14 protein-coding genes are annotated in these 12678 nt (G+C 38.1%); 9 read left to right on the plus strand and 5 right to left on the minus strand.

Features of this window, described 5'->3' with window-relative positions; translation table 11 throughout:
• The first annotated feature begins 3 nt into the window (after positions 1–3).
• From L2716_RS04300 to lpdA, 3 genes are read left to right on the plus strand one after another with little or no spacing between them, the layout of a single operon-like run.
• Positions 4–981, plus strand: coding sequence for an alpha-ketoacid dehydrogenase subunit beta (locus L2716_RS04300; protein WP_236332121.1), 978 nt, complete (start codon positions 4–6; stop codon positions 979–981).
• A 57-nt stretch (positions 982–1038) separates the two neighbouring features.
• A complete protein-coding gene (locus L2716_RS04305) occupies positions 1039–2367 on the plus strand; it encodes a dihydrolipoamide acetyltransferase family protein (RefSeq protein WP_236332123.1) in 1329 nt (442 codons plus the stop codon).
• A 2-nt stretch (positions 2368–2369) separates the two neighbouring features.
• Entirely contained in the window at positions 2370–3782 is a 1413-nt protein-coding gene (gene lpdA, locus L2716_RS04310) for a dihydrolipoyl dehydrogenase (RefSeq protein ID WP_236332125.1), read from the plus strand.
• 125 nt (positions 3783–3907) lie between these two features.
• On the opposite strand, the gene L2716_RS04315 is transcribed toward lpdA, so the two are convergent.
• Positions 3908–4297: a thioredoxin domain-containing protein gene (locus L2716_RS04315; protein ID WP_236332127.1), complete on the minus strand. Its 390-nt coding sequence runs from the start codon at positions 4295–4297 to the stop codon at positions 3908–3910.
• 196 nt (positions 4298–4493) lie between these two features.
• Here L2716_RS04315 and L2716_RS04320 point away from each other — a divergent pair, with 196 nt between their 5' ends.
• Positions 4494–4727 (plus strand): hypothetical protein, encoded by a 234-nt coding sequence (locus L2716_RS04320; protein WP_236332129.1) that lies wholly within the window; start codon positions 4494–4496, stop codon positions 4725–4727.
• Between the two features lie 47 nt (positions 4728–4774).
• Here L2716_RS04320 and L2716_RS04325 read toward each other — a convergent pair whose 3' ends face one another.
• Complete coding sequence (locus L2716_RS04325) at positions 4775–6274, minus strand: glycine betaine uptake BCCT transporter (RefSeq protein WP_236332131.1); 1500 nt, start codon at positions 6272–6274, stop codon at positions 4775–4777.
• A gap of 232 nt (positions 6275–6506) precedes the next feature.
• Here L2716_RS04325 and L2716_RS04330 point away from each other — a divergent pair, with 232 nt between their 5' ends.
• Positions 6507–7364: a polysaccharide deacetylase family protein gene (locus tag L2716_RS04330; protein WP_236332132.1), complete on the plus strand. Its 858-nt coding sequence runs from the start codon at positions 6507–6509 to the stop codon at positions 7362–7364.
• A gap of 86 nt (positions 7365–7450) precedes the next feature.
• Here the strand turns inward: L2716_RS04330 and L2716_RS04335 are convergent, their stop codons facing one another.
• Positions 7451–7864 (minus strand): DUF1885 family protein, encoded by a 414-nt coding sequence (locus L2716_RS04335; protein ID WP_236332135.1) that lies wholly within the window; start codon positions 7862–7864, stop codon positions 7451–7453.
• Between the two features lie 216 nt (positions 7865–8080).
• Here L2716_RS04335 and L2716_RS04340 point away from each other — a divergent pair, with 216 nt between their 5' ends.
• Positions 8081–8380, plus strand: coding sequence for a DUF3055 domain-containing protein (locus L2716_RS04340; RefSeq protein ID WP_236332137.1), 300 nt, complete (start codon positions 8081–8083; stop codon positions 8378–8380).
• A 229-nt stretch (positions 8381–8609) separates the two neighbouring features.
• On the plus strand, positions 8610–8732 hold the full coding sequence (locus tag L2716_RS04345; protein ID WP_236332138.1) for a GapA-binding peptide SR1P: 123 nt from the start codon (positions 8610–8612) through the stop codon (positions 8730–8732).
• Between the two features lie 69 nt (positions 8733–8801).
• Here L2716_RS04345 and L2716_RS04350 read toward each other — a convergent pair whose 3' ends face one another.
• The gene (locus L2716_RS04350) at positions 8802–10277 is read right to left on the minus strand and encodes an aminotransferase class I/II-fold pyridoxal phosphate-dependent enzyme (protein ID WP_236332140.1); all 1476 of its coding nucleotides are present in this window, start codon (positions 10275–10277) and stop codon (positions 8802–8804) included.
• A gap of 136 nt (positions 10278–10413) precedes the next feature.
• On the opposite strand from L2716_RS04350, the gene L2716_RS04355 reads away from it, so the two are divergent.
• A complete protein-coding gene (locus L2716_RS04355; protein ID WP_329610126.1) occupies positions 10414–11403 on the plus strand; it encodes an NAD(P)H-dependent flavin oxidoreductase in 990 nt (329 codons plus the stop codon).
• A 204-nt stretch (positions 11404–11607) separates the two neighbouring features.
• Here L2716_RS04355 and L2716_RS04360 read toward each other — a convergent pair whose 3' ends face one another.
• Entirely contained in the window at positions 11608–12249 is a 642-nt protein-coding gene (locus L2716_RS04360; RefSeq protein ID WP_236332144.1) for a YktB family protein, read from the minus strand.
• Positions 12250–12443: 194 nt separating this feature from the next.
• On the opposite strand from L2716_RS04360, the gene L2716_RS04365 reads away from it, so the two are divergent.
• On the plus strand, positions 12444–12632 hold the full coding sequence (locus tag L2716_RS04365; protein ID WP_236332146.1) for a hypothetical protein: 189 nt from the start codon (positions 12444–12446) through the stop codon (positions 12630–12632).
• Positions 12633–12678: the final 46 nt, after the last annotated feature.

Below are 12678 nucleotides of genomic sequence, written 5' to 3' on the forward strand. Positions count from 1 at the left end.
GCCATGGCCCAAATGACGATGATTCAAGCGATTACTGATGCGATGCGCATTGAATTAAAAAATGATGAAAACGTTTTGATCTTTGGGGAAGACGTAGGTCAAAATGGAGGCGTATTCCGTGCGACAGAAGGTCTTCAAAAAGAGTACGGAGAAGATCGCGTTTTTGATACTCCGCTTGCAGAGTCTGGTATAGGTGGTCTTGCAATTGGTCTAGCATTGCAAGGATACCGCCCTGTTCCTGAAATTCAATTCTTCGGTTTCGTATATGAAGTAATGGATGCAATTTCTGGGCAAATGGCTCGCTTGCGTTACCGTTCTGGCGGACGTTACAACGCTCCAATTACGGTTCGTTCTCCATTTGGAGGGGGAGTTAAAACGCCTGAACTGCATGCGGATAGCCTTGAAGGATTGATGGCTCAACAACCTGGACTTAAAGTGGTAATACCTTCAACGCCTTATGATGCAAAAGGTCTTCTGCTTGCATCCATCAGAGACAACGATCCTGTTATTTTTCTTGAACATATGAAGCTTTATCGCTCATTTAGAGGAGAAGTTCCAGAAGAAGAATATACAGTTGAAATTGGTAAAGCTGATGTGAAGCGAGAAGGAAAAGACATCACAATTATCTCTTATGGTGCAATGGTTCATTCTTCTCTAAAAGCTGCTGAAGAACTGGAAAAGGAAGATATTCAAGCTGAAGTTATCGACTTGATGACAGTCAGTCCTTTAGATATTGACACTATTATTGAGTCCGTAAATAAAACAGGTCGAGCAATTGTCGTACAGGAAGCTCAAAAACAAGCGGGTATTGCAGCGAACGTTGTAGCGGAAATTAACGATCGTGCAATTCTTTCATTAGAAGCACCTGTATTACGCGTTACTGCTCCTGATACAGTATTCCCATTCTCTGCTGCAGAGGATGTTTGGCTACCTGATTATAAAGACATTGTTACAAAGGCAAAGCAAGTTATCGAATTTTAATTAATTATGAAATGAACACTCCAATCTGAGTATATACAAAATAAGGAGGCGAACCCTGTGGCGTTTAAATTTAAACTGCCTGATATCGGTGAAGGTATCCATGAAGGTGAAATCGTAAAATGGTTTGTCAAGAAAGGCGACGAAATCAAAGAAGACGATATACTTCTTGAAGTTCAAAACGATAAAGCTGTCGTTGAAATTCCATCACCATACGATGGCACTGTTACAGATATTAAAGTAGAAGAAGGCACAGTAGCGGTTGTAGGCGATGTTCTTCTAGAAATTGATGCTGAAGGTTATGAAGGCGAAGAGGAAGAGGAAGAAGAAGAGGAAAACTCTGAGCAACCTGAACAAAAGGAAGAAAAGAAGGAAGAATCGAAGAAGGAAACAGAAGCTGATCAGAGCTCAAAACAAGAAGATTCTGAATCTGAACAAGAAGAACAAGATCCTACAAATCGTGTTAAAGCGATGCCTTCTGTACGGAAGTATGCAAGGGAAAAGGAAATTGATATCAAGAAAGTTCAAGGATCAGGAAAGAATGGTCGCATCTTGAAAGAAGATATCGACGCTTATCTTGATGGTGGACAAGATTCAACATCTCAAGAAGAATCAGCTGCTCCTTCATCCGAAGAGAAACAACCTTCATCTTCTGATCAAAGTAAGCCTGCTGCTGCTCAACAGCAACAACTTGAAACACGCGAGAAGTTGAAAGGCATGAGAAAAGCCATCGCTAATGCAATGGTTAACTCGAAGCATACAGCACCACATGTCACGCACATGGATGAAGTTGTAGTAACAGATTTAGTTGCGCATCGTAAGAAGTTCAAACAAGTTGCGGCAGATAAAGGAATTAAACTTACTTATCTACCATATGTAGCAAAAGCTTTAGTTTCTGCATTGCGTGAATATCCGATTTTAAATGCTTCTATTGATGATCAGAACGAAGAGATCGTCCACAAGCATTATTACAACATCGGTATTGCAGCAGATACGGATGCCGGATTAGTTGTTCCAGTCATTAAGGATGCTGATCGTAAATCGATCTTTAACCTATCGAATGAAATCAATGAATTGGCAAAGAAAGCCCGAGATGGTAAGCTTACAACGGATGAAATGAAAGGAAGCACTTGCACGATTTCAAACTTAGGTTCTGCAGGTGGACAATGGTTCACTCCTATCATCAACCATCCTGATGCTGCAATTCTTGGTGTTGGACGCATCCAAGAAAAGCCTGTTGTTGAAAATGGAGAGATTGTCGCAGCTCCAGTATTGGCAATTTCAATCAGCTATGACCACCGTCTAGTTGACGGAGTAACAGCACAGAATGCATTGAATCATGTGAAGCGTCTGTTGAACGACCCACAACTATTGATAATGGAGGCATAAAAATGGTAGTTGGAGATTTTGCAGAAGAAATTGATACACTTGTCGTAGGTTCAGGTCCCGGAGGATATGTAGCGGCAATTCGTGCTGCGCAAATGGGACAAAAAGTGACAATCGTTGAAAAAGGAGAAATCGGTGGTGTTTGTTTAAACGTTGGATGTATTCCATCAAAAGCAGTGATTAATGCAAGTCACCGATTCGAACATGCTCAACATTCTGATGACATGGGAATTACCGCTGAAAATGTAAAAGTTGACATGAGTAAGGTCCAAGAATGGAAAGCTGGTATCGTGAAAAAATTGACTGGCGGAGTTGAAGGACTTCTAAAAGGCAATAAGGTCGATATCGTTAAAGGAGAAGCTTATTTCTCTGATACGAACACTGTACGTGTAACAAAGGATGAATACACTTCTCAAACGTATAAGTTCAAAAATTGTATCCTAGCAACTGGTTCAAGTCCAATCGAGCTTCCATCTTTCAAATGGAGTGATCGTGTGATTTCTTCAACGGGTGCTCTTGCTTTAACTGAGGTTCCTAAGAAAATGGTAGTGATCGGTGGAGGCTATATCGGTATTGAGCTTGGTACTGCTTATGCTAACTTAGGTACAGAAGTAACAATTCTTGAAGGCGGAAAGCAAATTCTTCCTGGATTTGAAAAGCAAATGAGCACGCTCGTATCTCGTCGACTTAAGAAAAAAGGTGTAGAAATCATCACGGATGCTATGGCTAAAGGCGTAGATGAATCTAAAGATGGTGTGAAAGTTACGGCTGAAGTAAAAGGCGAAGAGAAGTCATTTGATGCGGATTACGTACTCGTTACCGTTGGACGTAAACCTAACACCGAGGAACTTGGTCTTGAGCAAATTGGTGTGAAGATGACAGATCGTGGCTTGATTGAAATTGACAAAAAGGCTCAAACGTCTGTTGAAGGTCTTTATGCAATTGGAGATATTGTTGAAGGTCCAGCACTTGCTCATAAGGCCTCTTATGAAGGTAAGATAGCTGCAGAGGCAATTTCAGGCGAAGCGGCTGAAATTGACTACCTTGCAATCCCAGCAGTCGTATTTAGTGATCCAGAACTAGCGAGTGTTGGATATTCTGAAGCAGAAGCTAAGGAAGCTGGATTCGACGTAGTAGCATCTAAATTCCCATTCGGTGCAAATGGTCGCGCGCTGTCATTAAACGACGCAGAAGGCTTTATGAAGCTTATTACACGTAAAGAAGATGGTTTAGTGATCGGTGCACAAATCGCAGGTCCTAATGCATCTGACATGATTGCAGAGCTAGGTCTTGCAATAGAAGCAGGAATGACTGCTGAAGATATTGCAATGACTATACATGCCCACCCAACTCTTGGTGAAATTACAATGGAAGCAGCTGAAGTGGCAATCGGCCTACCCGTTCACATTGTAAAGTAACATAACATCAAAAATCCCCATCGGATAATCTTCCGATGGGGATTTTTTGATGTACTAGTCAAGGTCGGAAAATAACCCCAAAAAAAAGACTCGTCTCTTATGACGGTCTTCTTCAATGCATGCTTTTAATTCGAATACGCTTTTTCCAGATGTTTTTGTATGACCGAAACCTTCCTCTTACCTTCAAGGCGAGCAATTTCTTCCTTCCCATTCAAAACAATAATAGTAGGAAATATGCTGACTTTATAACGTCTTATTAAATGATCGTTGCTTTTCTGGATCACTTTAATTGAATCAAGTTTATTAGGATATTTCTTTTGCAAAGCTAAGAGTGCATCGTAATAAATACGTTCATCATCTTGTTTATTTTTTGAAGAGAAAACAAATGTATGTATTTCCTCAGTGTCCAGATTTGCTGGTGAGTTCTCATCTGCCGATTGTAGTTGACAACTACTCAAAATACTAAGTATTGAAATAAGAGTAATAGAAAGAATTCCAATTGACCTGAATTTCATGGAAGTTCACTTCTTTCATTTGGTGTGTGACATGTACTAAAAGAGTTTAACATGAAATTCGGAGTATTCTTTGTTCGTTGTTGATTCGTAAATAAAATGTTACAGGATTGAAACGAAAAAGGGGAATTATTGTGGTCGTAACAACTTTGTAATGAACATATAAATAGGTAGTGAAGGTTAGGGAAAGGAGAGGAATATGTATATCGCGTTGATTTTATCGTCTGTTCAACTGATTATTTGGAGCTTTTATGCTTTGGTTACTTATTTATCTCATCGTGATCCTTCTATATTCGAATATATTTTATTAGGTGTTTTCTGCTATTTTGGATATCTTTTCGGCGTGTTTTTGAAAAGTCCAAAAGTTCATTCTGGGATTTCTAGCTTCCTAGGGGCTGGTAGTTATCTTGTATTCCATCATTTTATACAATAAGCCAAATAAAAAAGAAGAGGCGCATGGCCTCTCCTCTTCATTCATATCTATTTCTTATATGATTTATAATCCGCCTTTAGCGCCTTCATGATGGCAAAGACAATGAAGATCATAATAAAGGTGAACGGGAATGCGGCTATAATAGAAGCTGTCTGTAAGGCTTGCAATCCGCCTGAATAAAGAAGAATTGCAGCAGATGCAGCTACGACACCACCCCAGATAAATTTAATATAATTTGAAGGGTTTAAACTACCGTTCGTTGTTTGCATACCTAATACGAATGTTGCGGAATCTGCTGAAGTAATAAAGAATGTACTGATCAACAGAATTGCGATTACAGACATAATAGAACCTAGAGGGAATTGTTCTAGTAATGAGAACAATGCTACCTCAGTTCCTTGGTCGGTCATGAGTGAGTATAAAGCAGTTCCTTCCATACGCTCTTTAAAGATAGCTGAACCACCAAATACAGAGAACCAAAGACCGCCGAAAATAGTAGGAACGAGTAGAACACCTAATACGAATTCTCTTATCGTACGTCCTTTAGAAACACGGGCAATGAACATACCAACGAATGGAGCCCATGCAATCCACCAAGCCCAATAGAAAACTGTCCAAGATTGAATCCATCCTTGTTTCGTCTCACTATATGGTCCAAGCGTAAAACTCATACTAGGAAGGTTTTGAATGTAAGAACCTAACGTTTGTGTAAACACGTCCATAATGAAATTCGTAGGACCAGCAAATAGGAGGAAGAACATCAGTCCTATCGCTAGTACGATATTTACGTTACTTAAGTATTTAATACCTTTGTTTAATCCTGTTGAAGCAGATATCGTAAATAGTACGGTAACTGTTGCGATTATGATCAGTTGCGTCATTTTTGTGTTCTCAATACCAGTGAATACATAGGATAATCCACCACTAATTTGAGCTGCTCCAAAACCTAGTGACGTTGCGACACCAAATACTGTAGCGAATACCGCAATTACATCAATCATAATTCCTATAGGTCCGTTAACTCGGTCACCTAATAATGGTCTGAAAATCGCGCTAATTAAACCAGGTGCACCTTTGCGGAATTTGAAATATGCTAATGCTAGACCAATAACCGTATAAATGCCCCAAGGGTGTAATCCCCAGTGGAAAAATGCATAACGTATCGATGCACGAGCAGATTCGACAGTTTCTCCATTACCTGAAGGTGGGTCATAATAATGGAATAGAGGTTCAGCGACACCCCAGAACACAAGTCCAATACCCATACCTGCACTAAATAACATTGCAAACCAGGTAATCAAATTGTAGTCTGGCTCATCGTCATCTTTACCAAGTTTAATTTTCCCATATCTACTGAAAATGAGGTAGATGGAGAAAATCAAGAATGCTGTAGCAGACAGAAGGTAGAACCAACCAAATTTCTTTTGAAGGAATCCTTGTATCGCTCCAGTCTTTTCCTGTAATCCTTCTGGAGAAATAACGCCCCAGGCTATGAAGATTACTGAAATAATAAACGATATAATGAATACTGTAGTAAACTTCTTCATTAATCTTCTCCTTTCAATTTTTATTAATTTTTAAACACGTTTTCCATTGTACTGAAAAGTACTATGAACTTTCAAGGATTTTGATAGTCTAATTATACTAATGCAATTTAGGTTTACCCTATTTTGTACCTATGTAACCAATTTATACTTATTTTTAGGCGTTTCGCCTCTTTAAATACATTTATAGTCAATTTACACTAAATAAAGACAATTAGATAAAAGGGGAGTCACCATGAAAAAAATACTATTACTTTTGTTGGTCGTCTTAATTGCAGGGTGTGGCCCACAGACCACAGATCAATCTAAAGAGAAAAAGAAAGAGCAATCAGAAAATACAGATACGGTTCATTCCGAAAAGGAATCACCTGAGGAAGATGAAAATGATGAAGGTTCAGGGAGTCATGACGAAGAAAAAGACAGCGAAGAAGACCCTGCTGCTGAAGATCAAACTGTCCAATATACTGTACACCCTGCAAATTGGACTTTAAAAACAGAAATGGAGACAGATTCTGAAAAGAAAACAGTATTATTAACGATTGATGATGCACCTGATCAGCACGCACTTGAAATGGCCAAAAAGCTGAAAGACTTGAATGTGCCAGCCATTTTCTTTGTGAATGGACACTTTATGGACACTGAAAAAGAGAAAGAAGTTGTAAAGGAAATATATGATTTAGGCTTTGAAATTGGTAACCATACAATGAGTCATTCAAACCTCTCAAAATTATCAGAAGAAAAACAAAGGGTTGAGATCGTCCAACTTTCAGAAGAGATAGAATCCGTAACTGGAGAAGCACCTGCTTTCTTCAGAGCGCCATTTGGAGTTAATACGGATTTCTCAAAAGAATTAATGAAAGAACAGGAAATGATTTTTATGAACTGGACTTATGGATATGACTGGGAAAAGGAATATCAGACGAGTAGTAGTATTGCAGATATTATGGTTAATACCCCTTTACTGACGGATGGAGCCATCCTATTAATGCATGACCGCACATGGACAAATGAAGCATTAGTTGAGATAGTTAAAGGCCTACGTGCAAAAGGGTATTCCTTCGTAAACCCTGATCAAATTATTACTGGTAAATAATTAGAGGAAATCAATAAAGGGCTGGTAGCTAGTCAATATCATTGACCTTTTACCAGCCCTACTTTTTATCTTTCAAATTAGCTATATCAACGTTTGTAATAATACATGATTCTCCCATTAAATAAATGGAGTTCACCACTTAACTGCTTAGCAAGAAACTTACAAAATTCATTTGCTTTACCTTTATCTCCATGGGTAGATCCTTCAGGGAGAACGATTTGTATCTGTTCATCGTTGTCTTTTCCTCGTGCATTAGAAAGTCCAACAATTATGTATTGATAATCTGCTTCTATTCCTTTTAATAGATAAAACTTTTGTGAATCCTTTTCATGATACTCGACCTTGTAAGGGAACGCTGCAGCTCCGTATTCCCAACTTAATTGATCCCCAGTTTTGGTTGTGATTTCTTGATAATACTCAATTAATTTCTCAACCTCTTCAAGTGTAATCGCTTGCTGTTTTGATTTTTCTACAAGCTTCACATACGCACTTCTAGACAAGTCGGTTCACTCCAGTCACCTAAATGTTTAATTATATTCAATATATCATTTGGATGAAGAAATTGACAGAATTGTACTAAGATTTAATTTGTAGTTTATGTTTGCAAAATATGTCATAGAAATGAAAACGATTATTTTGTCGAATACGTTGTTAAATCTCAACGAACTGAGTATAATTAATTATAATATTCTAAAAATTCAGAAGGAGGGCGTGGTATGGACCTTTTTGACAAACTATATGATGAAGATGAGACGGTTAAAGTTAGGTTTGTTGGATTTACAACTGAACACGTTCGTTATGATTTCGGTATTGTTTTTACGAACATGTTCTTTGGGAAACCGCTCGTCGTATGCATGCAAACCGGGCGCTCCGCATTATTGGATGCAACCGATTTGAAGAACACAGACAGTATTCAAAAAGCGTTTAATATTCAATCAAAGAAGGAGGCAGAAGAACTGTCGTCTTTCTTTGAAGAATCAATTCCGTTCTCTCCAATTGCTGAACAATATGATTGATCCTAAATGTAGCAAACTCAGATAATTCTAATCACTCCCAAGAGCATTTACTAAAATGTATTAGGAGTTGTAACAGAGTTGGGTTTGCTACTTTTTTGTATTACTGATAAAAACCTAATAATCATAATTATGACATACAAATTAACCTTGACAATTTAAATGTGACATCATATTATGGTGTTAACAATAATAATAGCGCTTACATTTTAAGCGGGAGAGAGGGATAGAAATGGGAACGTTAATCTGTCAAACATGTGATACGACTATTGAACACTTTGAAGTCAATAAGGTAACGACTCTATATGCAAACTGTCCGGAATGTAAACGTAAAAGGAAAAATCTAAAAAAATAAGTATAACCTAAATGCAAAAAGACCGTTCCGATGAAGGGACGGTCTTTTTGGTGAATTCATTTGATCAAGTTAAAGAATAGGTTTGTGCTCTTTAATGACCTGAATCATTTGTAAAGTTTCATCTTCAGGTCCTTGTACTGGTAAACCTGCGTTAATATTTTCGAAAATATAGTCAATATTTTCTTGTGTAATAATTTCCCCTGGGATAAAGATCGGGATTCCTGGAGGGTAAACCATAACAAACTCTGCTATAATACGACCGACTGACTCTTCAAAAGGAATACTCTCAGTGTCGGCGTAAAACGCATCTCTCGGTGATAATGACAGGACAGGAATACTCGGAACGCTAACTGGTATTGCTTTCTCAGAGCTTTCGATAGGTTGCTTGTGTAATTTGGAAAGCTGATCTAAAGCCTTTATTAATAAGAGTACTTCTTCTTCACAATCTCCAGCTGTTATAATGCACAGAATGTTATATAGGTCAGAAAGCTCAACTTCAATATTATGTTGTTCTCTTAACCACAACTCAACATCATACCCTGTAATATTCAATTCTTTCACTGAAATGATTAATTTAGTCGGATCATAATCATAGGTCGCTTGAGTACCTAAGATTTCTTGTCCGATACAATGAATGTTAGGTATTTCATTGATTTGCCTTCTTGCAAATTCGGCTAAATGAATGGACTGTTCTGCTAATTCGTACCCTTGGGTTGCTAATCTCCTTCTTGCTACGTCAAGTGAAGCAAGTAAGATGTAAGAGGTTGAAGTAGTTGTCATCATACTTAGAATAGATTGAACTCGTTCAGGTGAAACAAGAGAACCTCTAACGTTTAATATTGAACTTTGTGTCAACGAACCTCCAAGTTTATGCACACTTGTGGCTGCCATATCTGCTCCTGCTTGCATAGCAGATAAAGGTAGTCGATCATGGAAATGGATGTGTACCCCATGAGCTTCATCAACAAGAACAGGAATATGATAAGTATGTGCTAAGCTCACAATTTCTTTTAAATCAGCACTGATGCCAAAGTATGTCGGGTTGATCACAAGCAATCCTTTCGCATCAGGGTGCTGTTCAAGTGCTTTCGACACAGATTGAGTTGTAATACCATGTGATATACCAAGATAAGGATCGATATCCGGGTGAATGAAAACAGGAACTGCCCCTGAAAAAATAATGGCTGACATCACAGATTTATGAACATTTCTAGGGACAAGGATTTTTTCGCCAGGTTTGCAGACCGCAAGAATCATCGTCATAATGGCTCCACTTGTGCCTTGTACTGAAAAATATGTGTAATCAGCCCCGAAAGCTTCTGCTGCAAGCTGCTGTGCCTCTTTAATCATGCCATGTGGATGATGTAGATCATCTAATGGACCGATATTTATTAAATCGATAGATAAGGCGTTATCCCCAATGAAGTCTCTAAATTCGGGGTCCATACCTCTTCCTTTTTTATGCCCTGGTATATGAAATTGAATTGGATTTCTTTTTGCATGATTCAATAGACCAGTAAATAATGGTGTTTCATTTTGAGACAATAGGTACACCTCATTTAATTAAAATAATCGTTATGACATCGATATGATAGAATGATAAAACAAAACAAAGTATATCAAATTTATGGATGGTTGCAAGTGATTTTTTTTGAAACTTTCCTATGTACCTGCATTGTACATAAAATCTTTAAGCGTTTGGAGTGAGAGTATGAATTGGGAAACACGTCTTACGTCATTATTAGAAATTGAATATCCAATTATTCAAGGTGGGTTGGCTTACTTAGCTTATTCTGAATTAGCAGCAGCTGTATCAAATGCAGGGGGTCTTGGACAAATTACAGCGATGTCCTTACCCTCTCCAGAATCATTAAGAGAAGAAATACGAGCAGTCAAGAAGTTGACAAACAAACCTTTTGGAGTAAATTATGCAATCGGTCAGCATGGTCGACCATTTGAAGATATGTTACAAGTTGCAATTGATGAGAAGGTACCAGTCATTTCTATGACGGGTGGGAACCCTACACCAGTATTCGAACAACTTAAAGGCACAGCTATTAAGAAGCTTGTCCTTGTCGCTTCTAAAAGGCAAGCTATTAAGGCTGAACAATTAGGTGCAGATGCAGTCATGGTAGTAGGTCAAGAGGGCGGAGGACATATTGGCAAAGACGACGTAAGCACAATGGTCTTGACACCTCAAGTTGTTGATCATATCTCTATACCTGTAGTCGCCTCTGGGGGAATAGGAGATGGAAGAGGTCTAATGGCAGCTTTAGCTCTAGGAGCGGAAGGGATTGAAATGGGGACGCGTTTCATTGCGACCAAAGAATGTACACATGCACACCCATCTTATCAACAAGCATTAGTCAAAGGGAATGAAACGGATACGATGCTGATAAAAAAATCGATAGGTGCACCAGGTAGAGTGGTTCAAAATGAATGGGCAGAGCAAATTGTGAAAATTGAAAATGTAACACCTACCTATGAAGCAATCAAAACTTATATTTCTGGAACGGCGAACCAAGCCTTTGCGAACAAAGGGATGATTAATGAAGGGTTTGGCTGGGCAGGTCAAGTGATGGGACGGATTAATGATGTGCCATCTGTTCAGGAGTTATTCGATCGAATATTTTCTGAAGGAAATCGAATAAGAAGTAAATGGAGCTTGTAAAGGGTAAGTTTGAAAGATAGACGATAATTGAAATGAACGAAAGTAAATATAATGAAAAGAGCTACCATTTCCATATATGGCAGCTCTTTTCATTAACTTTAAAGATTATAAGATAGGTTGGATTGAAGAATTATTTCAAATGTGATGATAAATACCTATACGTATGATTCATTACGTTAATATAATACATTAACTTTAAATGGATCAGCTTGAAGCGTAAGCATTTTGCGCATATCGATATAAAGGTAAAAGTGTGTTGAAAGTCTGATCTATTACTGAAAGTAATGCTTCTCCGTCTTTTAGTCTTTGGTCATTTTTCGGAATGTGAATGCCACAAAGTAGTTCAGCTTTCTTAATGTTTTTCAAGCGAGTAGTCATTTCAGAAAATCTTTCTTTATCAACTTTCTCATGTGGAATGGATTCAGGCTTTGTATGATCAATGGACCAAACAAAATGTTTAGGAATTTCATTTAAAATGTCACTCTGGTGTTTCTGCAATTCTTCAGCAAAGTCCTGTTTAATTGGAGATTCATAAATGACCGCAAACCATACGAACAGGTGACTCTCAAATAACCCGATTTGAAAGTGGGGATGTTTCTTATACCCACGATTACTCGTCGAGAAAGCAACCCAAGTATCATCAGGAGGATTTACTGTTCTCCGAGCATGCTTCGCCGTGTGGTAAAACATTTCTTCTCCAGTGGCTGCTGAAAGAGATGGAGTAAAGTACTCACCAAGTTGTTCTAGTTTAGGTCGTATATGATCTTGAATGCCTTCCATCCTTGCATCTAAGCCTTGTATGTTGAATACATTAAAATCTTTTTTTGAAAAGCCATTGAAATTCATGCGTTTCACCTCAATCAAAAGTTAAGTAGAGTTTACCACAGCGAAGTATGATATCAAAATTCATTTCGATCTAGACCAAACGTGACTAGAACACCGTAATAAGAAATAATGATGGAATATTTAATTAAATATTCTGAATAGTATGATAATACAAGCGTGAAGCAAGCAAAAAAAGAAAAGGAGTGTGAGTTACCATGAAACAAGTGATTCAAACGCTAAAAAATACAGAGGCGGAGCGACGAATCCCAGTTCTTCGATTAGAGATTGATTATGAATTGGCAACTCTACACGATGCACTCGTAGAAAAAAACCCAGAACAAATCAAAAGGTCAAAGAAAAAATTAGAACGTCTAAGACAAGAAATGTTACAATTAGAGACATAATAGTATAAATTGGATAGAACGAACCTACACTTTGAGGGGTTCGTTT

The sequence above is a fragment of the Pseudalkalibacillus berkeleyi genome (genome assembly GCF_021608225.1).
GTDB classification, from domain to species: Bacteria; Bacillota; Bacilli; order Bacillales; family Fictibacillaceae; genus Pseudalkalibacillus; species Pseudalkalibacillus berkeleyi.